The organism is Serratia sp. Nf2, from assembly GCF_003028435.1.
In the GTDB taxonomy this organism is placed as follows: domain Bacteria; phylum Pseudomonadota; class Gammaproteobacteria; order Enterobacterales; family Enterobacteriaceae; genus Serratia; species Serratia marcescens_L.
This window is the reverse complement of record NZ_PYTW01000001.1, coordinates 887,139-910,352: the sequence shown is the minus strand read 5'-3', so window position 1 is coordinate 910,352 and position 23,214 is coordinate 887,139. Positions and strand designations below refer to the sequence as shown.

The following is a 23,214-nucleotide window of genomic DNA, read 5'->3' as shown; positions in this document are numbered from 1 at the left end:
AATGTAGTCAGCACAGGGAGACACATTGATGACGGCACCTTCTGCTTTTGCCCGCGAACTTGGGCTGCGCTATCCGATCGTTCAGGGGCCGATGAACGGCGCGTCGCCGCCGGCGTTGGCGGTAGCGGTGAGCAATGCCGGGGCGCTGGGCTCGTGCGCGGCGGCGCTGTTTTCACCGGCGGTGATCCTCGAACGGGTGCAGCAGATCCGCGCGCAGACCGCCGCGCCGTTCAACATCAATCTGTTTCTGCTCGATGAGCAGCACCCGGATCTCGCCGAGCTGAAGCGCGCCCAGCACCTGTTGCGGCCGTTCCGCGAAGCGCTGGGGCTGAGCGAGCCGCCGATTCCCACTCAATTCGCCGAAAACAACCGTGACCAGATCGCGGCCTTGCTGGAGGCGGCGCCGCCGGTGGCCAGTTTCACCTTCGGCGTGCTGCCGCGCGCCACGGTCTCGCAGTTCAAGAAGGCCGGCTCGCGGGTGATCGGCACCGCTACCACGGTGGCGGAAGCCCGCGCCTGGGAAGAGGCGGGCGCCGACTTCGTTTGCGTCTCGGGCTCGGAGGCGGGCGGCCACCGCCCGACCTTCCTCGGCGACATCGAACAATCCTGCGTCGGCCTGATGGCCCTGCTGCCGCAGGTAGTGGCGGCGGTGAAGATCCCGGTGATCGCCGCGGGCGGCATCATGAACGGGCGCGGCATCGCGGCGGCGCGCTTGCTGGGCGCGCAGGCGGCGCAGCTGGGCACCGCGTTCCTGTGCTGCCCGGAGTCGGGCATCGCCGAAGCCTGGCGGGCGGCGCTGAGCAACGCCGGTGATGACAGCACGCGCCTGACGCGCGCCTTCAGCGGCCGCCCGGCGCGCGGCATCGTCAATGATTTCATGCGCCAGATGCGCGCGGAAGAGGCGCAGATCCCGCCTTATCCGGTGCAGAATGCGCTCACCGGCGATATTCGCCAGGCGGCGGCCAAGGCCGGTCGCGGAGAGTTTATGTCGCTGTGGGCCGGGCAGGGCGTGGGCCTGGCGCGGCCGATGTCGGCGGCGGAGCTGGTCGCCACCCTGGCGGCGGAGCTGGAAGCGGTGTGAGCTCGTCTGCGCGATTTACTGCTTTGGCGATGTGGGAACCGCGCAAAAAACGCCAGCGGCAGGCCTGAAAAGAGATGAACAGTCCGGCGTTCGCGCCGGACTGCGAGTTTGCCTTGGCTAGACGAGAATATCGGCGGAAGCGTCGACCTGCCCAACGATTTTAACCAGAAAATCAGGCTGGTTATGACCGGAGAGATTGATCGCCAGATCGGTCACATTCTGCTGCGAATCATAATTCAGCGCCGCTTCATACAGCGAGCCGCTTAAGCTATCGACGAAGTGCAACTCGCCCCCCTCGGCTTTAAGCGTCTGGTTGATCCACGACAGATCGATTTTATCCACTGCTGTCTGGAAATCGCGGATCCAGTCCGGTGCGGCGGCTTGGCTGTCGCCGGCTGCACTGAAGACGAAGGTGTCGGCGCCTGCATTGCCCCAGAGCTGATCGGCGCCGCCGGCACCGTAAATGATATCGTTGCCTGCGCCGCCTTTGAGCGTATTGTTCAGTGCGTTGCCCACTAAGATATCGGCGCCGCTGCCGCCGATGATGTTTTCAATCTGCGCGCCGTAGGCGACGGCGATATTCGCCTTCAATCCGCCCACATCTGAGAATGCGCCTTCGTTAATGTTGATGCGCTGATCCTGGCTGTAGCCTGAAAAATCCAGCGTGTCGTTGCCGCCGGCATCCCAGATAGCCGCCACGATTTTGTCCGTGGACGCCTTAACGCTCAAAAAGTCTCTGTCGGTATTCGAGTTGAAACCATAGGTGGTATCGCCGGTGCGCGTGGTGGTATTCGCGCCGTACAGTTTCTGTATGGCGGTAATATCATCCAGCTGCGGCCCCGATGGCCAAACGCCTTTATAGTCGGCACCGGTGTTTTGTTCACTAAAATAGCTCATCAAAGAATATTGATGGTCGTCCTCATAATATTTCGCCGAGTTGGTGTAGGTGGGGTAAGTCGCGTTGGAAGCATCGTAGTTCCCTGGGTGCGAGAGCCCCAGCGCATGCCCTATTTCGTGGGTCAGCGTATCCCTGGCATAGTTATTGGTTTGTGGGTTAGAGGCGTCGTAGCCATTGTTACCGCTGATCCAAATGGTGCTTTTGAGATCGTTTTGCGTACTTTCATAAGAGGTGTAATTGCCCCCGCTGGCCGCTTTATAAAAACCAAATTTTATATCTGCATTTTTCGCGTCGTTGCCTGTGACTTCGGTAAACGTGACGTTGGCGACGTCTGACCAGGACTGCAATGAAAGCTTGGTTTGGGCCTGTTGGGCGGCGTTAAGCTGTGCGGATCCTGGCTTATCGCTGTCGGTATACACGGGGAAAGAGTAGGTTAATGCTGCCGCATGGTCGGTCACGCCTTTGCCATTGGCGGAATAATGGCTCCTCAGCAACAGATCTGAAACCTCCTCTGTGGCGTATGACGGTTTGCTGCTCCCTGCGTGATCGCCTCTTTCATAATCGGTTAAATAATCTGAGATTTTATCGGTCGCTAATGACATCTCAAACTCCTTTGGACGTTGACAATATTGCACCTAACGCTCTATATGCTCGTACACAGGTTTGAAAATAGGGGGTAATTAGTGGGTTATCATTAGATTGCCTCCTTGGTCTGGCTTGAATATCGCACTCAAGCGGGATATGTCCTTATCATTAATCACGGTGAGGAATTAATGGCGCGCAATGGTTGGCTGAAAGCAGTATAGGCATAATTATTTTATTAATGAGTTATTCTTATATGAATCTTTTACATAAGATATGCGTAAAAGGCGTTCTTAAATAACCAGGTGGAATTAAACCTTTATTTAATATTACTCTGTAATTGGCTCGCGAAGTTTAGGTGGCTGATATATCTTTTTGCTTTTCTTTAACTTTTATCTTTGAATAGCGGCGAGTGGCCGCCATTGCCGCAATGTATAGAGGTGGCTACTCGCCGGCGAACGTCATTATTGAGTTCGGGATTATTAAGGGCACCCGCGTACACCGATTAACTTGCCTGATACTTAAAAACGGTAGGTGCCCTGCGCCAGCACGAAATTCATGTTTTTCAGCCCGGCATGCTGCTGCAGGCTGTGGCCGACGTCGAAGTAGACATAGGCCACCTTGAACTGAAGATCGCTTCTCGGCGTCCAGGTGGTTTCGACCTGGTACTGATTGCCGATAAAGCGCGAGCCCTGCGTACTGCCTTTCACCGAGCGCATCGGCCCGAGGTAGAAGGCATCCTCGCGGCGTTGCCGCCATAACGCGTCCCAACTGAAATCGATGGACAGGGTTTGCCACGGCGTAATCGTGACCGAAGGATGGATGGCGATCAGGTTAGCCGGCGCCACCAGCCCGTTCTCGGTCAGGTAGGGCAGCTTGGGGTACATGGCGTTGAAGGTGTTGAGCTGCCCATCGTGACCGTTTTTATCGCCGCTGGCGATGCCAATCTTGCCGCCAAAGCGCGGCTGCCAGCGCCAGTCGCTCACCGTATACCCGGCGTGCGCCGACGCCGACCAGGCGCGGATGTCGCGCTGTTCTGCGCTGCCGAACTGCCAGGCGGCCTCGTTGTCCCAGTCGAATCCCTGCGCTGCGCCGAAAATGCGCGCGCCGACGGTATAGCGCCGCTCTTGCCCGCTGAGCTGCGCGTAGTGGGCATCGCTATCCTCAAAGCCGAAGGTGTAGAGATCGAGCGAGGAAGCCAGCGCGGCCAGCGGCGTGGTGCCGTACAGCCCCCACACCTTTTGGCTGTTGTCGGTATCGTCGTCGAAACTGCCGGTTTTGAGGGTGACGGGGTGGCCGATAAAGGCGTCGAGGCGGTTTTTATCCTTGGCCCAGCTGGCGCGGACGGCGTCGAAAGCGCGGCGCACGTTGGGGCCGTCGCGGGTGCCCATCAGGTGCAGCGAACCCAGCGCAATCTCCTGGCGGCCGACCCGCAGGGTGCCGAGGCCGTAGGCGGTGGGCAGTTTTAAGTCCATATAGCCCTGGCCAAGATAGGCATGATCTTCGTCGGTCGGCTTGCGCCCGCGATCGCGCGGCGTGGCCAGTGACGATCCCAACTGAACATAGGCGCCAAAGTTGTCGCCGTAGTCGAGGCGCGCGCCAATCAGCAGGCGCTGCATGAAGGTATCGTCGCGTCCGCCGCTCAGATCCCGTTGATCCGTCCATTCATAGCGCTCGCGCAGTGAACCGTCGAAAGACAGGGTGGCCGCATCGCCCAACGGGATGTTTTTCCAGGGGGACGCGGCGGGCTCCGCCGCCAGAGTGGGGAGCGTGGAGAACAGCAACAGTGCGGGAAGCGTGCGTTTCATCATGGATATCCGAAGAAAAAAGCGCGCCGCAGCGCGCCTTGGGTTTATTTAGCCGTCTGGTGAATTTCGGCGATGTAGCCGCCGGGAAAACGCACCAGCGCCGAGGCGCGCCGCTCCGCCGCCGTCGAGCGCCACAGTACCTGCGCGCCGCTGGCCGTCGCTTTGGCCAGCGTGGCCGGCAGATCGTCGACGCCATAGCCGGTGCGCTCATGGCCGAACGGATAAGGCAGATGCCCGTCGGTGACGAAAATGCGCGTTTTGCCGAAGTGGGAGTCCAGCGCGATCTGGCGGATCTTGCCGTTGTCGCTGCGGCCGATCGCCGTATCGCTGACCTGTTCGTCGCTCACGACCTTGCCGTGCGAGAACGCCTGGTAGCTTTTCAGGAAATCGTCGACGCGGTAGGCGGAGAGATACAGGCGGTTTTCCGGCACGCTCAGCAGCGGCTTATAGTTGGGCGCCTTGGTGTGCCAATAGAGCTGCATGTTGACGCCGCCGGGCCACTGGATCACTGCGTCGCGGCCGATCGGATCGTCGAAAGGCGCAACCTGCACATCGGCGCCGGCGGCCCTGGCCTGGCGGATGGCGGCGTCCATATCCCTGACCAGGAAACCGTTGCGCTCGGTGCCGAACGGGTGCGGGATCGGCGTTTTGAAATCGAACACCGAGAAGCTGCCGGCCGGCGTCAGTATCAGCTGGGAGTAAGTTTCGCTCGGCGTGGGCGTGACGTTGACCAGCACGCGTTCGGTGCGGGTGCCGCCGAAGGTTTTCAGGATGCTGTCGACAAAGGCATCCATCTTGCCGCGTTCGACGTAGACGTGGGTGGTGTCATATTGCGGCCCCACGGCGAGAGACGCCGTATCGGCCGCCCAGGACATCGCCGGGAGCAGCAGCGCAAGGGCCGATATCCTCAGCCGACGAGAAGAAATACCGATAATATGTTGCATGATGACCTCCAGGTCGCGGTTATTTTCCTGAGTAAAGTGTGATTCCCTATGACCTTTCCCGGCGGTTGAAAAATAAAAAAGAAAAGCGCAGCGCGCGGGGTGAAGCATTAAAGAAGGGCGAGCGTCTGGCGCCCAGGAAAATATCACCCAGGTGCAGAACCTCTTTTTTTATTGGCATAAAAACGGTGAGCGCCTTTGGCGGCCGCGCCCGCAGCCGCTAAGGGGCGGCGATGAGAATAAGGCCCGCCTTGGCGCATGTTGAGGCGAATCGATAATAATCCATAACGGTCTTCTCCTGGATAGGATATATCGCATTAGCCAGCTGAGTTTACGGTCTTCATTGCCGTCTAAATATAAATACAGCATTAAAAGAATTGCTGCCCATCAAATTTTTATATGACTTGTTGAGTAAATACGAATAAGCGGGTAAAGAGAATATCGCGGCGCCAGCCATGGCTCGCCGAAGCAGGCCGTTGAGGGGGCTTACGCCAGGTTTGGGCGATCGTCGTAAGGGTTATTGATGTTCTTAGCGGGAAGGAACAGCGAGAAGATCAGCATTACATAGGGTGTGAAGCAGAACCATGTCAGGCACCAACCACCGGAGTAACCCGCATCATGCAAACGGCGCACATTGGCCGCTAGCATAGGCAGCAAAAACGCCGCAAGCGCGAAAATGGAAATCTCATTCATCTTGCTGGCGATAACGGCGAGATAAAGCAGAAACCAAACGTGCTGGCACAAAAGCAGCATTGAGTAAGGCCCACGGCTTTCGCGGCCTGAGTAAGTAAAGGTCTTTTTGTAACTGCTGAAGAGCGGGTGAGCGCTGTCCGATGTCTTTATCATGCCATCTCCTTGGCTGCGGTTAGCCAACGTTAGCACGAGATTGCGATAAAGATATGCATCAATGATTAAAAAGCCCGCCGACTTACCGTGGCGGGCTTTGTGCTGTCGCTTAGTTAGGCCAGATCGAAACGATCGAGGTTCATCACTTTGTTCCAGGCGGCGACGAAGTCGTGGACGAACTTCTCCTGCGCGTCGGCGCTGCCGTAGACTTCGGCCAGCGCGCGCAGCTGCGCGTGCGAACCGAACACCAGATCGACGCGGGTGCCGGTCCACTTGACCGCGCCGCTGCGGCGATCGCGCCCTTCGAACAGGCCGTCTTCACCGACCGGGTGCCAGGTGGTGCCCATGTCGAGCAGGTTGACGAAGAAGTCGTTGGTCAGCGCCTGCGGCCGCTGGGTGAACACGCCGTGCTGCGTGCCGCCGACGTTGGCACCGAGCACCCGCAGCCCGCCGACCAGCACCGTCATTTCCGGCGCGGTCAGGGTCAGCAGCTGCGCCTTGTCGACCAGCAGCGTTTCGGCCGGCACGCGGTATTTGCCCTTCAGGAAGTTGCGGAATCCGTCGGCGAGCGGCTCCATCGCTTCGAAGGAGTCCACGTCGGTCTGCTCCTGTGAGGCGTCCATCCGGCCCGGCGCGAACGGCACCGTCAGGGCCAAACCGGCGTGCTTCGCCGCCTGTTCCACGCCCGCGGCGCCGGCCAGCACGATCAGATCCGCCAGCGAGACGCGCTTGCCGCCGGTCTGCGCATCGTTGAAGGTGCGTTGGATGCTCTCCAGCTTGGCCAGCGTCGCGGCGAGCTGCGCAGGCTGGTTGACCGCCCAGTCTTTTTGCGGTGCCAGGCGAATGCGCGCACCGTTGGCACCGCCGCGTTTGTCGGAACCGCGGAAGCTCGAAGCGGAAGCCCAGGCGGTGGAGACCAGCGCCGACACCGGCAGGCCGGAAGCCAGCACGGCGTTTTTCAGCGCGGCGATGTCCTGCTCGTCGATCAGCGGATGATCGACCGCCGGGATCGGATCCTGCCAAATCAGCTCTTCCTGCGGCACTTCCGGGCCGAGGTAGCGCGCACGTGGCCCCATATCGCGGTGGGTCAGCTTGAACCAGGCGCGGGCGAAGGCGTCGGCCAGCTCTTCCGGGTGCTCATAGAAGCGGCGAGAAATCTTCTCGTAGGCCGGATCGAAGCGCAGCGACAGATCGGTGGTCAGCATGGTCGGGCGGCGTTTTTTGTTCGGATCGAAGGCGTCGGGAATGGTTTCACCGATGTCTTTCGCCACCCACTGATGCGCGCCGGCCGGGCTTTGGCTCAGCTCCCATTCGTATTCGAACAGGTGGCGGAAGAAGTCGTGGTTCCACTGGGTTGGGGTGGTGGTCCAGGTGACTTCCAGGCCGCTGGTGATGGCGTCTTTGCCGACGCCGGTGCCGAAGGTGCTGTGCCAGCCGAGGCCCTGCGACTCCAGCCCGGCCGCTTCCGGATCGGCGCCGACGTTAGACGCCGGGCCGGCGCCGTGGGTCTTGCCGAAGGTGTGGCCGCCGGCGATCAGCGCCACGGTTTCTTCGTCGTTCATCGCCATGCGGGCGAAGGTTTCACGGATGTCGCGCGCGGCGGCCACCGGATCGGGGTTGCCGTCCGGGCCTTCCGGGTTGACGTAGATCAGGCCCATCTGCACCGCCGCCAGCGGGTCTTCCAGGTCACGGTCGCCCGAGTAACGGCTGTTTGGCCCGCCGCTCAGTTCCAGCCAGATCTTCTCCGAACCCCAGTAGACGTCGTCCGGCTCCCAGGTGTCGGCGCGGCCGCCGGCATAGCCGAAGGTTTTGAAGCCCATCGATTCCAGCGCCACGTTGCCGGTCAGGATAATCAGGTCAGCCCAAGAGATATTGCGGCCGTATTTCTGTTTGATTGGCCACAGCAGGCGGCGCGCCTTGTCGAGGCTGACGTTGTCCGGCCAGCTGTTGAGCGGGGCGAAGCGCTGCTGGCCTTCGCCCGCGCCGCCGCGGCCGTCGCCGATGCGGTAGGTGCCGGCGCTGTGCCAGGCCATGCGGATGAACAGGCCGCCGTAGTGGCCGAAGTCCGCCGGCCACCATGCCTGCGAGTCGGTCATCAGGGCGTGCAGATCCTGTTTGACCGCCGCCAGGTCGAGGCTGTTGAAGGCATCGGCGTAGTTGAAGTCTTTATCCATCGGATCGGACAGGGGGGAGTGCTGATGCAGCGGTTTCAGGCTGAGCTGATTAGGCCACCAATCCTGATTGGTGGGGCCGTCTTGCGGTGCGGGCTGCTTGCCGCCCGAAAACGGGCATTTGCTTTCAGTTGTCATGATGCGCTCTCTGCTTCCGTAAAGGTGCTCCAGCCGCCGGGCGTGGAGCGGTTAACAAGGCATGCGGGTCAGGCTTGCGTCGGGTGTTGCGCTAAATGACTGAACTCAATGAAATCACATCGCCTTGGCCGCGAACGGGCACAGGGCGACTCATGGCTAAGCTTAGTCAGCGGCGGCGGAGAGATAAAATAGGAATGATTGAATACTGTGATAGCTTGCGGCGATTCATGGCTGTGTTATCGATAGCCAGCACGCCGCATTATCGGCGCCGCAGCATCACCTTGAGCACCGCGTCCGCCAGCTTGCCGAACGGTGCGCGCAGCAGATCGGTGAAGTGCCAGCGGCTTTGGATGAAGACGCCCTTGGCGTGGCTCAGCGCCCGGAATCCTTCGATGCCGTGATAGGCCCCCATGCCGCTGGGGCCGATGCCGCCGAACGGCAGATCGTCCTGGGCAAAATGCAGCAGGGTGGCGTTGACGCTGACGTTGCCGGAGGTGGTGCGCGCCAGCAGCCTGTCCTGCAGGGGGCCGCCTGGGCCAAAGTAGTACAGCGCCAGCGGGCGCGGCCCGGCGTTGATAACGTCGATCGCTTCATCAAAGGCGGCGTAGGTGCGTATCGGCAGCAGCGGCCCGAAGATCTCCTCTTGCATGATTCGGCTGTCGTCGGGGGCGCTGACGATCAGCGTGGGGGCGAGGGTTTTCGGCCGTTCCGCCGCCGAGTCCGGGCGGTGGCCCACCGGAACGATCCGCGCGCCCCGCGCCTGGGCGTCGGTGAGCAGATCCTGCAAACGGTGGTAGTGCCTGTCGTTGATGATGGCGCCGTAGTCATGGCTCGTCGGCCCGTCGGGGTAAAACGCTTTGACCGCCGCGTCGTAGAGCGCGATAAAGTTTTCCACATCGTCCTGATGGATCAACAGGTAATCGGGTGCGATGCAGGTTTGGCCCGCGTTCGACAGCTTGCCGAACGCCAGGCTGTTAACGGTTCTGGCGGTGAGCGCGCCGGGCGCCACGACGGCGGGGCTTTTGCCGCCCAGCTCGAGCGTCAAGGGCACCAGATTTTTACCGGCCGCCTGCATGATCTGGCGGCCGATCGCCGTGCTGCCGGTGAACACCAGGTGATCGAACGCCAGCGTGCTGAACCCGGCCCCGACGTCCGGCCCGCCGGTCACCACCGCGACCTCATCGGCGGGAAACAGCGCCGCCAGCATCGTTTCGATGAGTTGGCTGGTGCGCGGCGTGAGCTCCGAAGGTTTCAGCATCACGCGGTTGCCGGCGGCCAGGGCGGTGGCCAGCGGGATGAAGGTCAACGAAAACGGGTAGTTCCACGGCGCCATGACGCCAATCACGCCTTTAGGTTGGTATTGCACATAGGCGCGCCCGGCCTGGTACGGCAGGGCGACGTGGCGGCGTTCCGGCTGCATAAAGCGCTTCAGGTGGCGCAGCAGATAATCGATCGCCTGCACGGTGACCAGGATCTCCAGGATGTCGGTTTCGTAAGGCGAGCGGTGGCCGAAGTCTGCGCTGACGGCCGCCGTCAGCGCGCCGCGCTCGGCCAAAATGGCGCTCCGCAGGCGGCGCAGGGCGGTTTTGCGCTGAGCGATCGTCGGTGCGCCGTCGCGCAGGAAGGCATGACGTTGGGCGGCAAGCCGTTGCTCCAGCGTCATGAGGATGTCATCTCCCTGCACTTGAATTCTCCTGATGCCGAGTGAAAGCGGGAATGCGGTTTGCCTAACCCGGTTTGACCTTAAAGTGAGCTTTAAACCTATACTCGTTAAACGATCAACGCAAGATCGTCGGCCAACCGGGATGAGGGAGCCAGAGATCCCGGCGCCGCGCGCAGTATATACCTTCTTTTTTAACCATAGTGTAAATGGGAGAAACGACATGGGTTACGTAACGACCAGCGATGGCGTCGAGATTTTCTATAAGGATTGGGGCCCCAAAAACGGCAAGGTTATCTACTTCCACCACGGCTGGCCGTTGTCCAGCGATGACTGGGATGCCCAGATGCTGTTCTTCGTGAACAAAGGATTCCGGGTCGTCGCGCACGATCGCCGCGGCCACGGCCGCTCCAGCCAGGTGTCGGAAGGGCACGACATGGACCACTACGCCGATGACGTCGCCGCGGTGGTAAAACACCTGGGCGTGCAGGGCGCGATGCACGTGGGCCACTCGACGGGCGGCGGCGAGGTGGTGCGCTATATCGTGCGCCACGGCGAGGACAAGGTGTCCAAAGCGGTGCTGATCAGCGCGGTGCCGCCGCTGATGGTAAAAACCGACGCCAATCCGCAGGGTACCCCCAAAGCGGTGTTCGATGATTTCCAGGCGCAGCTGGCCGCCAACCGGGCGCAGTTCTATTACGACGTGCCGGCCGGCCCGTTCTACGGCTATAACCGCCCGGGCGCCAAACCGTCTGAGGCGATCATCTGGAACTGGTGGCGCCAGGGCATGATGGGCGGCGCCAAGGCGCACTACGACGGCATCGTCGCCTTCTCGCAGACCGATTTCACCGAGGATCTCAAGAAGATCGCCATTCCGGTGCTGGTGATCCACGGCGACGACGACCAGGTGGTGCCTTATCAGGACTCCGGCGTGCTGTCGGCCAAGCTGGTGCAAAACGGCACGCTCCATACCTATAAGGGCGCGCCGCACGGCATCCCGACCACCCATGCCGATCAGGTCAACGCCGATCTGCTGGCGTTCGTGAACAGTTAAAGACTCAACGCTCGCGAGCCTCGCCCCTTACCGGGCGGGGCTTTTTATTGGCTGCGAGCGAGCGGATCACCAATGATAGCTGATGCCCATATCGAGCTTGTCTGACGTATCGACGCCGGGCGCGTGCTGCGAAAGGTTATTGAATTCATAGTTAATGAACACCTGCATATTGCTGTTGAGCAACCAGGTGACCCCCAACTCCTCATAGTTCAATAAGTCCGTGTTCCGGCCTGCCCGGGCCTGTATCAAGCGGGTATAGCCGATGTTGGGTTGGATATGGTCCGTCAGCCGATATTTGGCGAGCGCTTCGTAACTTGACGCCGAACCGCGGTTAACGGTTTGTTGCGGGCTGATGGCGTTGTCGCTTTGGGTGAATACGGCTGCAAGATAGATTTTTTTCGACGCATAGAGAACCCCTTCGGCCAGCGTGTCGATGCGCCGGCGATAACCGGCGGCGTGTTGCTGCCGCTGCGTGGTTTGAGACGCCGAGGCGGCGGCGATGAGGCTGAGCGTCGGCGTCAGCGCATAACGGAACGAGGCGCCGAATCCGTTGCCGTTTTGTTTGCCCGGTGCTTGCCGTTCGTCGCCGTCTTTGAACTGGTATTGCAGCGCGATGGCGGCGCGCCGCTGAAACAGGCTGAAAGGTTGGCGGTAAGTGAGCAGGTTATGCGCCCGGCCGCGCATAAAGTTGTCGATGTAGTTGTAGGCCATCTCTCTAAACAGCGGAGAGCGATCGGTCAGGGCGGTCACATCATAAAGCACGCCCCAGTTGCGGCCGATATCGAGGCTGCCCAGGGCGGCGTTTTGCACGCCGATATAGGCGAGCCGGGTGCTGTTGCGCGTCGCGTCGGCGAAGCTGACGGTATATTCCCAGTGGGCGTAGGCCCGCCAGCACGGCGCGATCTTTTTTTTACCTATCAGGCCGAAATAGAGGTAGCTGCGGTCGCCGTCGTCGCGTTCGTTGTGGCCGCTGTAGCGTCTGGCGATAATCGTGCCGTAGAAATTCAGGCTGTTTTGCTGCGATCCCGTCAACGACACGGCGAAGGCGCCGCGCGGTAACAAGGCCAGCAGGGGGAAAAGCATGCCCGCCGAAAAATAACGAGGATTGCGTTTTATCATGATGGCACCGTCCCTGTGCGCGGCAAGCCCGTGAGCTTGCCGCCCCGGCGAAGCTTAAGCGTGCGTTTCGCGTTTAAAGTAGCTGACGATCCCCTGAGCGATCGCCGTGGCAATTTTATTTCGAAAGGCGGGGGTGCCGAGCAGCTTTTCTTCCTCAGGGTTGGTGATGAAAGAGGTTTCCACCAAAACGGAAGGAATATACGGGGACTTTAAGACCACGAAGGCCGCCTGTTCGGTATTTTTGGCATGCAAATGATGGATGGGCGCAATATGTTGAATCAGGTGTGAGCCCAGCGCCAGGCTTTCTTTGATCGTTTCCGTCTGCTCCAAATCAAACAGTATCTTCTGCAAATAGCGGTCTTTCTTGATGACGTTAGGGCCGGCGAGATCGTCTGCCGCGTTTTCACTGTTCGATAAGTATTTTGCCATCGCGCTGCTGGCACCTTTATTGGAAAGCGCAAAAACCGAAGCGCCGCAGGCGCTGGGGCAGGTAAAACCGTCGGCGTGGATGGACATGAAAAGATCCGCGCCATGCCGGTGCGCGATCTCCACCCGATCGTAAAGTGGAATAAAAACGTCGCTGTCGCGCGTCAGGCGGGCATCGATGCCGTGTCGATCGAGCTGTGCACGCACATTTCTGGCGATCTCCAGAACGACATGTTTTTCCAGTGAACCGGTGTGGCCAATGGCACCGGAGTCGATGCCGCCATGACCGGGATCCAACATGACCAGGAATCTTTTTCGCGCCCCGTGAGGTGTGGGGCGCGGCAAACCGTGGGCGTGAGCCAGCGGGGAAATGGCGCCGTTCAGCGCCAAGGTTGCCAGCCCTGCCAACATCATTCTGCGGCGAGATAACCGGGTGTTCAAAAGGTCCGTCTTAGCCATAAGGGTAACCAGCATAAAAGGAAAGGGTGTTTTTGTTATAACATAACAAATTTACGCGCCGGCGAGGTTGTCTGTTAGCGGCTGTTACTTTTAATGTCATTCCTTAAATCAACTGGTTTTTTATACTGCATTTATTTTGTTTATTGAATGTTCGTATTGATATTTATTTGTTTTGTATTTGTTAATTCTTATTTTGACACACTATTTAATCCAATATTTCAAATGAGATTTATTCTCCTCTTTAGTTGATATGTTATAACGTAATCACTAAAACGGATAAAAAACGGGGTCTTTGCCGCCGGCATGAAGCCACTCACGTTTTTGGAGCGTTAACATGACTTTTAAACACCAGGAAAAAGAGACATTAAATATATTCGCCGTTCTCGCCGTCTCGTTAAGCACGGTCATCGCCATGCTCGACAGTACCATCGCCAACGTGGCGCTGCCGGTGATCGCCAAAGATTTCGGCGTTTCCGAATCGGCCTCCATCATGATTATTAATGCCTACCAGTTTGCCGTCGTTGCCTCTTTGATGCCCTTCGCGGCGCTGGGCCGCGCGGTGGGCAATAAAAAGATCTTTATAGCCGGGGTGGTGCTGTTCGCTTTTTCATCCTTGGGCTGCGCGCTGTCCACGACGCTATCGATGCTGACGGCATTCAGGGTAATACAGGGCTTCGGCGCGGCGGCGGTGCTCAGCGTCAATGCGGCGCTGATCAAGGAGATATACCCGGAAAGGCTGCTGGGGCGCGGCCTGGGCATAAACGTGATGGTGGTGTCGGTTTCCGCCGCCGCCGGGCCGTCCATCGCCTCGGCGATACTTTCGCAAACGAGCTGGAACTGGCTGTTTACCATCAATGTTCCCATCGCCTGCCTGTCGCTGCTGCTGAGCCTGATCTTCCTGGCCCCCCGCGAGCGGCGCAGCGTTGGATTCGACCGCGGGGGCGCCCTGTTGGTGTTTGTGCTGTTCATCGCTTTCTCGCTCAGCACCATGAGCATGACCACCCACCATCTGCCGGCGGCGGCGCTCAGCTTTGCGGTATTCGCCGGGCTGGCCGGGTTGCTGTACATCAATCAGAAAAGAAAGGCCAACGCCGCGCTGATCCCGATCGCGATGCTGCATAACCCGACGCTGTCATTGTCTTTGCTGATGTCGATGCTGTCCTACAGCACCCAGCTTTTGGCTTTTGTATCGCTGCCTTTCTATTTCCACAATGTCCTGCAAAGAAACGTGGTGGATATCGGTCTGTTGCTGACCGCCTGGCCGCTGGCCACCATGGCGTCTTCGCTGATTTCCGGCGATTTGGCCAAGAAGTACGATCCCAATCTTGTTGCCCTCTCAGGCCTTGCCTGTCTGCTGGCAGGCATGCTGCTGATGGCCAATCTGCCCAGCAATCCGTCGAATGGGGCGATCGTATGGCGCGTGGCGCTGTGCGGCATCGGTTTTGGCCTGTTTCAATCACCGAACAACCTGCTGATCATGACCTCGGTCTCCCATGAAAACAGCAGCATCGCCAGCGGCCTGTTGGGCAGCTCCCGATTGATCGGGCAAATCGTCGGTTCGGCGTTAGTGGCGATTTTCTTCAATATGCGGGGCGCGCAAGCGACGAATATCAGTTTAATGGCGGGGGCGGCATTCTCGTTCCTTTCTCTGGTGGTGAGCTATATGCGCTTCAAGTCCGCCGTTACGTTAAAAACCAGCAAATAGAAGCACGAGGTTTCCCATGCGATTTATCCCATTAGTGCCGTTGGTTATCGGGATGGCGGCGTTTTCCCTTGCCGGCTGCACGACCTACCACGACGTGGCGTTGCAACAAAAAGAGACGGGGCTCAATAGCCAATATTACCTGCTGCAGCCGCCGGTCTATGTCGGCGACCAGTTGAAATATGGTCTGAAGGACGGCAGCGGCGGCGAGCTGACGGTGGCGAAGGTTGAACCGAAAGACTTGGTTGCCGACAGCGGAAAAATCATTCCCCTGTCGCAGCTCTCTTTCCTGCAACGCAAAGACCTTTCCACAGGAAAAACCGCCGCGTTGGTCGGCGGCGGCGCGGTCGCCACCACGGCAATCGTGTTTGTGGCCGGGATCACCATCATGGCCGCCGGCATCGCCGCGTCGGCCTAAAGCAGCCCATCGACGCACGCCGCCGAGCGTGCGCACAGGAGGCACCATGTGCGTCACAGTGAAATTTATCGCCACCGCTCTGCTGGCAATATTCGCCTTGCCGACGGCGCCTTGCGCCACCGCCGGCCAGCCGGCGGCGGCCGAACCGCCACAAAGCGTGGCGGCGCAAACGCTGCCCGGCAGCTATCCGCGGATCGTCATCACCGGCAACTGCCCCTTCGGCGTGATCCTGGCGAACGAGGCGGCCTACCGGCACGTCGTCGGCGTGGGGCCCTGGGCGTTCATGCATGCCGATAGGCATGTATTGAAGGACATGAAGCCTGACATCGGCAGGATCACCTCCGCCTTCATCAATAAGGACTACCGGGTCAACATGGAATCGTTAATGAATCTCCGGCCCGACATTATTTATTACTACGGCAAAAGCCAGGACGATCGGCTGGAAAGGGCGGGCGTGATGACCGTCGATCTGGATGCCGGCGGGGAGACAAAATACCAGCCGATGGCCACCCAGGTGTATTGGGAGAACACTTTCGCCGACACGCTCGGCCTGCCGCGCACGCACAAATTCAAAGACGCCTGGGAAAAGACCCTGAAGCAGATCCGCCCCTATGCCGCCGCCATCCATGCGCAGCACGTCAGGGCGTTGTATCTCGAAGAAAGTGACGGCAGGCAGCTGAAGGTGAGTGGTCCGCATACCTACGGCGACACCTACCTGAAAATGGCCGGTATGGACAACGTCGCCGGGGATTTGCCGGTGAAAGGGGATGCCGGCAGGTACATCAACGTTTCGATGGAGCAGATCATGGCCTGGGACCCGGATGTGATTTTCGTGGTTTTCGGCAGCGCCAAAGCGCTGCTGCACGGGGGGATCCCCGGTCAGGCCTGGGAAACGCTCAGGGCGGTAAAAAACGGCAAGGTTTTCTCGACGCCGGTGGGCATTCACAACTGGGGGGGCCTGTCGGCGGAAACGTCACTGCTGCCGCTGTTTATGATCAACCGCTATGCCCCTGAAGACATTAGCGACAAGACGCTGCGGGAGGAGACGCGCCGCTATTATCAGACGATGTTCTCCTATGCCATCCCGGACCGGTTGCTGGATGAGGTGCTGGCACAGCGCTAGTGCCACGGTTGAATAGCATTCACTTAATGGGGGTAGCTTGGGGATGTCGGGCAGAGGAAAATATGTGGCGATCCTGGTGGGGCTGTTTTTGGCCTTGTGTGTGGCCGCCGTCGCATCACTGTTTGCCGGCCGCTACGCCTTGTCGGCCCATGATGTGGTGCAGATTTTATGGCAGGGGAACATGCCGGGGGAAAACCAGGCCCGCTATTCGGTGATTTTTAACCTGCGTGCGCCGCGGGTGGTGGCGGTGATGCTGGTGGGCGGTGGGTTGGCGGTCGCCGGCGCGACCTTTCAGGCGGTGCTGAAAAACGCGTTGGCCAGCCCGGATGTGCTGGGCACGTCTTCCGCCTCCGCCTTTGGCGCTGCGCTGGGCATTTTATTGAGTTTGCCTTTTGCCCTGAGTGCCATGCTGTCGTTTCTTTTCGGCGTGGTGAGCCTGCTGCTGGTGCTCGGCATCTGCCGCCTGAAACGCCGGCAGGATGCGCTGACGACGATCCTGTCCGGTATGATTATCGCGTCGTTGTTTATCGCGTTTGTCTCGGTCATAAAATATGTCGCCGATCCGCAGGATACCTTGCCGGCGATCGTCTTCTGGCTGATGGGCAGCTTCGCTTCGGTAGCGAAAGCGCAGGTCTATTGGCTAATCCCGCTGTTTGCGGCGTGTTACCTGACAATCTATCGGCTCAGATGGAAAATGAACATTCTCTCGCTGGGGGACGACGAGGCGCGCATTGCCGGCCTGAATCCGCCCCGGTTGAAGATCCTGCTGCTGATCGCCGCCTCCTTGCTGGTTTCCGCCTCGGTGAGCTTGGCCGGCGTGGTGGGATGGGTCGGCTTGGTGATCCCGCATCTGGTGAGAAGCGTGCTGGGGTATAACCACGGCCGCCTGATCCCGGCCTCGGCGCTGAGCGGGGCGTTGTTTTTGCTGGTGATAGACAATATCGCCAGAGGCGCCACCTACGCAGAAATCCCGATCGGCATCCTGACCGCGCTGATCGGTGCGCCGCTTTTCGCCACGCTTTTTATTATGGGTAATCGATATGATCACCGCTAGCCGGCTATCCTTTGGTTTCAAAGGGCGGGAGCCCATTTTCGACAACGTCAGCTTCGAGCTGAAGCGCGGCGAGATCCTCAGCGTGCTGGGCCCGAACGGCGCCGGCAAAACGACGCTGCTGAGAAATATTGCGGGCCTGTGTCGGCCCAGCGCCGGCTGGTGCGAGATCGGCCGCGTCGATAATCGAGAGGCACGCCTGGCCTATGTGCCGCAGGCGAAGGCGCCACATTTTTCCTATGGCGTACTCGAGTTTGTCACTTTCGGCTGCGTTCGTCAGGCCGGACTGTTTGCCCGGCCGGGAAAGCGCGATTTCGCCAGGGCGCAGGCGGTGCTGCAATCCCTGGAAATCGGCCCGTTGGCGCAGAAAAGCATCGATCAGATCAGCGGCGGTGAACTGCAGATGTGTTATTTCGCCAAGGCGCTGATGGCAGATCCTGACGTCATGATCCTTGATGAACCGGAGTCGAACCTGGATTTTTACAATCAGGCAAAAATGATCGAGATGCTCTGGCGCCTCGCCAAAGAGCGGCAGATGACGATCGTGCTGAATACGCATTTCCTCAATTACGCCGAACGCATCTCCGACAAGTGTTTACTGATGACAAAACGGCAGTCGTTGTTTGGCGTTAAAAGCGCTGTGCTGCGGGAAGATATCCTGGAGCGCTATTTTCGGGTGCCGGTAAGAAAGTGCCACTATGAACACCAGGGCGCCGGCGAAGAAACCTTTATTATCGCTCTGCGCAATCTCGCCTGAGTTTCGGCTGCAAAGATTGCTTGAGGGATATCCCTCATTGCGGCCCCGCCGGCGGTTATTTAAGCTGAAAGGGCAACGTAACGGTGAATATGGAGATAATCATGACTGATTCAGTGTCCAACGATCGTAATCCCACCCCGGATGTGGCGGAAGACAACGCGTTCTTCCCATCGCCTTACTCCCTCAGCCAGTACACCTCGTCCAAAACCGACTTCGCGGGCGCCAGCTACCCGAACGCCTATCGCGGCGGCAAGTGGAAGGTGCTGATGATCGCCTCGCAGGAGCGCTACCTGCTGATGCAAAACGGCAAGTTCTTCTCTACCGGCAACCACCCGGTCGAGATGCTGTTACCGATGTATCACCTGGATCTGGCCGGTTTCGAGATCGACATCGCCACGCCGTCCGGCGATCCGGTGAAGCTGGAGATGTGGGCGTTCCCGCAGGAAGACGAAGCGGTCAAGGCCACCTACGAGAAGTACCGCAGCCAACTCAAGCAGCCGAAAAAGCTGACGGAGGTGGTGAAGGATCTGGACGGCGGCAACTACCTCGGCGTTTTCATCCCCGGCGGCCACGGCGTGCTCAATGATATCCCGTTCAGCGAAGAGGTGAAAAAGACCCTGCACTGGGCGCACGACAACGATCGCTACGTGATCTCGCTGTGCCACGGGCCGGCGGGCCTGCTGGCGGCGGGCATCGGCGAGAGCAAAGACGATTTCCTCTATCGCGGCTATGAAATGTGCGTGTTCCCGGACTCGCTCGATACCGGCGCCAACATCGACATCGGCTACATCCCCGGCCCGATGCCCTGGCTGGTGGGCGAACGCCTGCGCGAGCGGGGCGTGAAGATCGTCAACGCCGACATCACCGGCAAGGTGCATAAAGATCGGCGCCTGCTGACCGGAGACAGCCCGCTGGCCTCCAACAACCTCGGCAAGCTGGCGGCGGAGACGCTGTTGGCCGACGTCGCCGCGCGATGAGCGACGAGATCGCGCAGCGCGCTTTCCAGACGGCGCTGGCGATGGACCACGAGCGAACCCTGTCCGCCATTCAGGGGCGGGTTCGCGCCTTTGCCGCGCCGTTCGGCTTCGATCGCTTTGTGCTGTTTTCCGCTTCCGCCGCGGCGGAGGCGGGGATCGAGCATATCTATTGGGTCGAGGGCGACTGGTTCGGCGACGGCGAGGCCGTCGATGCGTTGACCTACGTGCGGCACTGCCCGGTGACCCGGCATATGCTGCGGGTCAGCGAGCCGTTTTTCTGGACCAAAACCTGGGCGGAGCAGGGCGAGCGCTACCGGATTGTGCGCACGCCGCGCGGCGCGGGCCTGCACGGCGTGCAGATCCCGATATTTGGCCCGGCCGGTTTGGAGGGCGCCGTCAGCCTGGGGGGCGAGCGCATCGATGCCTCGCCGCCGGTGCGGCTGGCGCTGTCGCTCGTAGGCTCGGCGGCCTTTCAGGCGGCGCGGCGGCTGTTCGCACCGGCGGCCGGCGAGGGAGAGGGGCGGTTGTCGGCGCGCGAGCGCGAGGTGCTGAGCTGGACCGCCATCGGCCGGCGGCAGGCGGATATCGCCGCGATGCTCGGCCTGTCTGAACGCACGGTGGAAAACCACCTGCGGCGCATTCGCCAGCGCCTTGGCGCCGCCACCACCGCGCAGGCGATCAGCGTGGCGATCCGCCTGGGGGAAATCGCCCCCGAGAGCCGTTAGCCCGCCGCCATTTGCCGCAGCAGCCACTCGCGCAGCGCAATGATATCGGGGCGATGCGCGGTTTCTTCGGTGGCCACCAGATAATAGTTGGCGCCGGGTAACGCCGTCTCGAACGGCGCGGCCAGCACGCCGCGCTGCAATAAATCGCGCGCCAGTAGCCGGCTGGCGATCACCACTCCCTGGCCGGCCACCGCCGCCTGCAGCGCATGCGTCTCATCGCTGAAGGTCAGCCCGGCTTCCACGTTCAACCCTTCCGGCCCGTAGCGCCGCCGCCAGTTTTCCCAGGTCGGCGAGTCGGCGGGCACCTGCCGATGCGCCACGTGAAACAGCGTTACCCGCTGCAAATCCTCGCTGCGCTCCAGCGCCAGCGCCGGGCTGGCCACCACGATAAAGCGGTCCTCATGCAGCAGGGTGCAGTGCAGATCGCTTTCCGGCGTTTCACGGTAGCGAATGGCGACGTCCACGGTGCGCTGGTTGAGATCCACCCGCTCGACGCTGGTGTGCAGGCGAAGATCGATGGCGGGAAACTCCGCCTTGAAATCCGCCAGGCGCGGCACCAGCCAGTGGGTGAGAAAATTGGAGGTGGTGGTGACGGTCAGCGCCGGCGGCTGCTGGGCGCGGGTGATTTGGGCAACGGACTGCTCCAGCGCGGCAAAGGCGCGCTGGGTGCCGGCATACAGGATCTCGCCGGTCTCGGTCAGGCTGACGCCCTGCGCGCTGCGCTCGCACACCCGGCACTCCAACACCGATTCCAGCAGCTTGATCTGATGGCTGACCGCCGTCGCGCTGACGCCCAGCGCCTCGGCGGCCAGTTTGAAGCTGCGGCAGCCGGCCACGGCGTGGAAGGCGCGCAGCGCGCCCAGCGGCGGCAAACGGGTTTTTCTCATGGCTGAGTTATTCTCATCTAAGGCTGAAAACTATGAGTTTGTCTGACCGATTATACAAGAGATAGGCTACTGACATGTGAACAGGGAAATGAATTTATTTCATCATTTCCATCATGTCGGGAGTGAACGATGAGCCTCTATATCAACAACGGCGCCCTGGGCGCCATGGAACACACGGGAACGGCGGCGAGCGCCTTGGCGCTCAGCGTGCCGGTGGCCGCGGGCGCCTTGCTGCTGAAGACCGAAAGCCTGCTGGGCATCGGCGCAACGCTGATGCTGCTGACGGCATTGGCGCTGGCGTTTCTCGGCGGCGCCGCGCTGGCCCGCTGGCAGCCGCTGCGGAACCGGCCTGCGCTGGCTATGCTCCGCTATGGCTTTTTGCTGGCGGCGGCGGGATGGCTATTGACGCTGCTGATGCTGTTCGGTGGCCACGGCTGGCCGGTTCTGCTGGCGGGCATCGCCCTCGGCGGCCTGGGGCAGGGCGTAGCTTACCGCACGGCGGTGGGGGAGAAAACGGTGTTCGCCGTGGCGTGCCGGCTGACGACGGTGGTGACCATCGTGGCCGTGGGGGTTGCCGCTTTGCTGATTCAAACCTACGCTGCACCGGGCGCGAGAGGGAGCTGTTTCGCGCTGGCGTTGCTGGTCGATCTGGCGTTGTTGGGGGCGTTGATGGCGCGGGTTGCAGAGCGGGATCGAGGCTGAGACATTGCGGAGGGACAAAGGCCTGCTTGGGGGGGCGGGGCGGGCCTGTTGGTGTTTGTGGGGATATTATTCAGATAATTTCAGCATCAGAGTTTTCGGTTAATCCGTAATGCATCAACAACGAGAGAAAACGCCGGAGACGGTTGCTTACGGCTGGGATAATACAGATAGTAACCCGGAAATGGCAGGCACCAGGGTTCAAGTACTCGAATCAGACGCCCCTCGCTAATATGCGAACCAAATTCCTCTTCAGGTAAAAAGGCAATCCCGAGCCCGGCCAGCGCAGCATCAACAACATGATCCGATGTATTAAAAGTTAATTGTCCTTGAACCCGGACATTGAACTTGCCGCTCGCCTGCTCAAATTCCCAGGCATATATTTTCCCGGAACGCACCATCCGTTCATTGATACAGATGTGTTGCGTGAGATCGCGTGGTGTTTGAGGGGCAGGATGAAGAGCGAAATATTCAGGGGCGGCCACCGCTGCCATGCGCATTTTCGGACCGATAGGTACGGCTATCATATCCTTGTCGATGGTGTCTCCGAGCCGCACACCTGCGTCAAAACGGTCCGCCACGATGTCCCGGAACCCGTGGTTGGCGTCGAATTCAATTTGGATATCCGGATATTCGCGTAACAGCGGTGTCAGTTTGGGCAGCAGGGTGGTTTTCAGCACGTTCGGCCCGCAGGTAATCCGAACGATCCCTGCAGGCTTATCCCGCAGTGCCGTCAGCATGTCCAACTCGGCCTCAATCTCATCAATGCGATGGCCCACAGACTGTAGCAGGCGTTCCCCTGCAGCAGTCACTGACACGCTGCGCGTGGTTCGCGTCAGCAGGCGGATTTGCATCCGTTCTTCCAATCCGGAAATCGCCTGGCTCAGTGCGGGCTGGGTCACACCAAGCTGCGCGGCCGCGCGTGTAAAGCTGCCTTCCCGCGCCACGGTGATGAAAGAGAGTAAATCGTTGAGATTACGTCTGGCCATGTTCATTTCCAGTCTATTTATAAATTTTACTTATAAGGGCATTAAGTATTCATTAGCTAGTTAACCCGCTGCATATTGGTAACAATAACGGAATGAAAAAGTCAACGTTAACCTTTATGCAAAACGCCCACCGCAGAACGTCACTGTTGCTGACTCTCTTTGCCGGCCTGCTTTTCGTCACGCAGTCCGTTATGGCGGATGGCCATGACCGAGGAGGAGCACGGGAGACGCTTATGAAAATTGAGATCATTGTGGATGGAGAAACCGCCACCGCTACCCTTTTTGACACGCCGACGGGACGGGATTTTGCGTCACTGCTTCCCCTCAGCCTGACGCTGGAAGACTATGCCGATATTGAGCGCATCAGCAATCTGCCACGCAGGCTTTCCACGGCACACGCACCGGACGGCATGACGCCGGAAGCCGGGGATATCACTTTCTATACGCCGTGGGGCAATCTGGCGATTTTTGTCCAGGGCAGACCTTACGCCCGTTCACTGATCCCGCTAGGGAAAATCGATTCCGGACTGCCAGCCCTGGAGCGTCGCGGACCGCTAGCGGTACAGATTAGGGCCGCAGACTGACCTGCAACATCTTCCGCACCGCGCTTTTCCCTTATCACCGTCCCATCCCCTTATGCCGTATCAGCGCCTTTTGGAAAGCTGAGGGCGCGGGGAAGCTGACATCGTGTTAACCACTGAAA

General features: G+C 59.9%; 21 protein-coding genes. 11 read left to right on the top strand and 10 right to left on the bottom strand.

Features of this window, described 5'->3' with window-relative positions:
• Nucleotides 1-28 precede the first annotated feature (28 nt).
• Complete coding sequence (locus tag C9411_RS04345; RefSeq protein ID WP_107226495.1) at nucleotides 29-1,081, top strand: nitronate monooxygenase family protein; 1,053 nt, start codon at nucleotides 29-31, stop codon at nucleotides 1,079-1,081.
• 117 nt (nucleotides 1,082-1,198) lie between these two features.
• Here C9411_RS04345 and C9411_RS04340 read toward each other — a convergent pair whose 3' ends face one another.
• The 6 genes from C9411_RS04340 to C9411_RS04315 form a co-directional block, all read right to left on the bottom strand.
• Nucleotides 1,199-2,581 carry a serralysin family metalloprotease gene (locus C9411_RS04340; RefSeq protein WP_107226494.1) on the bottom strand — a complete coding sequence of 461 codons (1,383 nt, stop codon included), beginning with the start codon at nucleotides 2,579-2,581 and terminating at the stop codon, nucleotides 1,199-1,201.
• Nucleotides 2,582-3,082: 501 nt separating this feature from the next.
• On the bottom strand, nucleotides 3,083-4,369 hold the full coding sequence (locus C9411_RS04335; protein WP_233221871.1) for an alginate export family protein: 1,287 nt from the start codon (nucleotides 4,367-4,369) through the stop codon (nucleotides 3,083-3,085).
• A gap of 44 nt (nucleotides 4,370-4,413) precedes the next feature.
• Nucleotides 4,414-5,313 carry a glyoxalase gene (locus C9411_RS04330; protein WP_165384356.1) on the bottom strand — a complete coding sequence of 300 codons (900 nt, stop codon included), beginning with the start codon at nucleotides 5,311-5,313 and terminating at the stop codon, nucleotides 4,414-4,416.
• Nucleotides 5,314-5,796: 483 nt separating this feature from the next.
• The gene (locus tag C9411_RS04325) at nucleotides 5,797-6,156 is read right to left on the bottom strand and encodes a DUF805 domain-containing protein (protein ID WP_107226492.1); all 360 of its coding nucleotides are present in this window, start codon (nucleotides 6,154-6,156) and stop codon (nucleotides 5,797-5,799) included.
• Nucleotides 6,157-6,269: 113 nt separating this feature from the next.
• Nucleotides 6,270-8,465, bottom strand: coding sequence for a catalase/peroxidase HPI (gene katG / locus C9411_RS04320; protein WP_107226491.1), 2,196 nt, complete (start codon nucleotides 8,463-8,465; stop codon nucleotides 6,270-6,272).
• A gap of 259 nt (nucleotides 8,466-8,724) precedes the next feature.
• Nucleotides 8,725-10,149 carry a coniferyl aldehyde dehydrogenase gene (locus C9411_RS04315; RefSeq protein WP_233221870.1) on the bottom strand — a complete coding sequence of 475 codons (1,425 nt, stop codon included), beginning with the start codon at nucleotides 10,147-10,149 and terminating at the stop codon, nucleotides 8,725-8,727.
• 199 nt (nucleotides 10,150-10,348) lie between these two features.
• On the opposite strand from C9411_RS04315, the gene C9411_RS04310 reads away from it, so the two are divergent.
• Nucleotides 10,349-11,179 (top strand): alpha/beta fold hydrolase, encoded by an 831-nt coding sequence (locus C9411_RS04310; protein ID WP_038877959.1) that lies wholly within the window; start codon nucleotides 10,349-10,351, stop codon nucleotides 11,177-11,179.
• Nucleotides 11,180-11,245: 66 nt separating this feature from the next.
• Here C9411_RS04310 and C9411_RS04305 read toward each other — a convergent pair whose 3' ends face one another.
• Nucleotides 11,246-12,298, bottom strand: coding sequence for a porin (locus tag C9411_RS04305; RefSeq protein WP_107226489.1), 1,053 nt, complete (start codon nucleotides 12,296-12,298; stop codon nucleotides 11,246-11,248).
• A 54-nt stretch (nucleotides 12,299-12,352) separates the two neighbouring features.
• Entirely contained in the window at nucleotides 12,353-13,183 is an 831-nt protein-coding gene (amiA, locus tag C9411_RS04300; protein ID WP_107226488.1) for an N-acetylmuramoyl-L-alanine amidase AmiA, read from the bottom strand.
• A gap of 334 nt (nucleotides 13,184-13,517) precedes the next feature.
• On the opposite strand from amiA, the gene C9411_RS04295 reads away from it, so the two are divergent.
• The 7 genes from C9411_RS04295 to C9411_RS04265 all read left to right on the top strand — a co-directional run bounded on the left by C9411_RS04295 (nucleotide 13,518) and on the right by C9411_RS04265 (nucleotide 19,936).
• Nucleotides 13,518-14,888, top strand: coding sequence for an MFS transporter (locus C9411_RS04295; protein ID WP_063989289.1), 1,371 nt, complete (start codon nucleotides 13,518-13,520; stop codon nucleotides 14,886-14,888).
• 16 nt (nucleotides 14,889-14,904) lie between these two features.
• Entirely contained in the window at nucleotides 14,905-15,303 is a 399-nt protein-coding gene (locus C9411_RS04290) for a hypothetical protein (protein ID WP_223182167.1), read from the top strand.
• A gap of 46 nt (nucleotides 15,304-15,349) precedes the next feature.
• The gene (locus tag C9411_RS04285) at nucleotides 15,350-16,426 is read left to right on the top strand and encodes an ABC transporter substrate-binding protein (RefSeq protein ID WP_233221869.1); all 1,077 of its coding nucleotides are present in this window, start codon (nucleotides 15,350-15,352) and stop codon (nucleotides 16,424-16,426) included.
• Nucleotides 16,427-16,469: 43 nt separating this feature from the next.
• Complete coding sequence (locus C9411_RS04280) at nucleotides 16,470-17,480, top strand: iron ABC transporter permease (RefSeq protein ID WP_107226487.1); 1,011 nt, start codon at nucleotides 16,470-16,472, stop codon at nucleotides 17,478-17,480.
• Entirely contained in the window at nucleotides 17,467-18,234 is a 768-nt protein-coding gene (locus tag C9411_RS04275) for an ABC transporter ATP-binding protein (RefSeq protein WP_063989291.1), read from the top strand. Before C9411_RS04280 ends, C9411_RS04275 begins: the two co-directional genes overlap by 14 nt.
• A gap of 101 nt (nucleotides 18,235-18,335) precedes the next feature.
• A complete protein-coding gene (hchA, locus tag C9411_RS04270) occupies nucleotides 18,336-19,211 on the top strand; it encodes a glyoxalase III HchA (protein WP_063989292.1) in 876 nt (291 codons plus the stop codon).
• On the top strand, nucleotides 19,208-19,936 hold the full coding sequence (locus tag C9411_RS04265; RefSeq protein ID WP_107226486.1) for a PA1136 family autoinducer-binding transcriptional regulator: 729 nt from the start codon (nucleotides 19,208-19,210) through the stop codon (nucleotides 19,934-19,936). Before hchA ends, C9411_RS04265 begins: the two co-directional genes overlap by 4 nt.
• Here the strand turns inward: C9411_RS04265 and C9411_RS04260 are convergent.
• Entirely contained in the window at nucleotides 19,933-20,823 is an 891-nt protein-coding gene (locus tag C9411_RS04260; RefSeq protein WP_107226485.1) for a LysR substrate-binding domain-containing protein, read from the bottom strand. The two genes, C9411_RS04265 and C9411_RS04260, sit on opposite strands and share 4 nt — an antisense overlap.
• Before the next feature lie 129 nt (nucleotides 20,824-20,952).
• Here C9411_RS04260 and C9411_RS04255 point away from each other — a divergent pair, with 129 nt between their 5' ends.
• Complete coding sequence (locus C9411_RS04255; protein ID WP_107226484.1) at nucleotides 20,953-21,525, top strand: hypothetical protein; 573 nt, start codon at nucleotides 20,953-20,955, stop codon at nucleotides 21,523-21,525.
• Between the two features lie 86 nt (nucleotides 21,526-21,611).
• Here the strand turns inward: C9411_RS04255 and C9411_RS04250 are convergent, their stop codons facing one another.
• Entirely contained in the window at nucleotides 21,612-22,511 is a 900-nt protein-coding gene (locus C9411_RS04250) for a LysR family transcriptional regulator (RefSeq protein WP_107226483.1), read from the bottom strand.
• 233 nt (nucleotides 22,512-22,744) lie between these two features.
• On the opposite strand from C9411_RS04250, the gene C9411_RS04245 reads away from it, so the two are divergent.
• Complete coding sequence (locus C9411_RS04245) at nucleotides 22,745-23,095, top strand: cyclophilin-like fold protein (protein WP_107226596.1); 351 nt, start codon at nucleotides 22,745-22,747, stop codon at nucleotides 23,093-23,095.
• The last annotated feature ends 119 nt before the right edge of the window (nucleotides 23,096-23,214 follow it).

Coding starts and splice junctions, on each gene's coding strand:
- C9411_RS04340 (WP_107226494.1), bottom strand. CDS start 2,581: ATGTCATTAGCGACCGATAAAATCTCAGATTATTTAACCGATTATGAA.
- C9411_RS04255 (WP_107226484.1), top strand. CDS start 20,953: ATGAGCCTCTATATCAACAACGGCGCCCTGGGCGCCATGGAACACACG.
- amiA (WP_107226488.1), bottom strand. CDS start 13,183: ATGGCTAAGACGGACCTTTTGAACACCCGGTTATCTCGCCGCAGAATG.
- C9411_RS04285 (WP_233221869.1), top strand. CDS start 15,350: ATGTGCGTCACAGTGAAATTTATCGCCACCGCTCTGCTGGCAATATTC.
- C9411_RS04265 (WP_107226486.1), top strand. CDS start 19,208: ATGAGCGACGAGATCGCGCAGCGCGCTTTCCAGACGGCGCTGGCGATG.
- C9411_RS04295 (WP_063989289.1), top strand. CDS start 13,518: ATGACTTTTAAACACCAGGAAAAAGAGACATTAAATATATTCGCCGTT.
- C9411_RS04335 (WP_233221871.1), bottom strand. CDS start 4,369: ATGAAACGCACGCTTCCCGCACTGTTGCTGTTCTCCACGCTCCCCACT.
- C9411_RS04325 (WP_107226492.1), bottom strand. CDS start 6,156: ATGATAAAGACATCGGACAGCGCTCACCCGCTCTTCAGCAGTTACAAA.
- C9411_RS04250 (WP_107226483.1), bottom strand. CDS start 22,511: ATGGCCAGACGTAATCTCAACGATTTACTCTCTTTCATCACCGTGGCG.
- katG (WP_107226491.1), bottom strand. CDS start 8,465: ATGACAACTGAAAGCAAATGCCCGTTTTCGGGCGGCAAGCAGCCCGCA.
- C9411_RS04330 (WP_165384356.1), bottom strand. CDS start 5,313: ATGCAACATATTATCGGTATTTCTTCTCGTCGGCTGAGGATATCGGCC.
- C9411_RS04290 (WP_223182167.1), top strand. CDS start 14,905: ATGCGATTTATCCCATTAGTGCCGTTGGTTATCGGGATGGCGGCGTTT.
- C9411_RS04305 (WP_107226489.1), bottom strand. CDS start 12,298: ATGATAAAACGCAATCCTCGTTATTTTTCGGCGGGCATGCTTTTCCCC.
- C9411_RS04260 (WP_107226485.1), bottom strand. CDS start 20,823: ATGAGAAAAACCCGTTTGCCGCCGCTGGGCGCGCTGCGCGCCTTCCAC.
- C9411_RS04275 (WP_063989291.1), top strand. CDS start 17,467: ATGATCACCGCTAGCCGGCTATCCTTTGGTTTCAAAGGGCGGGAGCCC.
- C9411_RS04345 (WP_107226495.1), top strand. CDS start 29: ATGACGGCACCTTCTGCTTTTGCCCGCGAACTTGGGCTGCGCTATCCG.
- C9411_RS04310 (WP_038877959.1), top strand. CDS start 10,349: ATGGGTTACGTAACGACCAGCGATGGCGTCGAGATTTTCTATAAGGAT.
- C9411_RS04245 (WP_107226596.1), top strand. CDS start 22,745: ATGAAAATTGAGATCATTGTGGATGGAGAAACCGCCACCGCTACCCTT.
- C9411_RS04280 (WP_107226487.1), top strand. CDS start 16,470: ATGTCGGGCAGAGGAAAATATGTGGCGATCCTGGTGGGGCTGTTTTTG.
- hchA (WP_063989292.1), top strand. CDS start 18,336: ATGACTGATTCAGTGTCCAACGATCGTAATCCCACCCCGGATGTGGCG.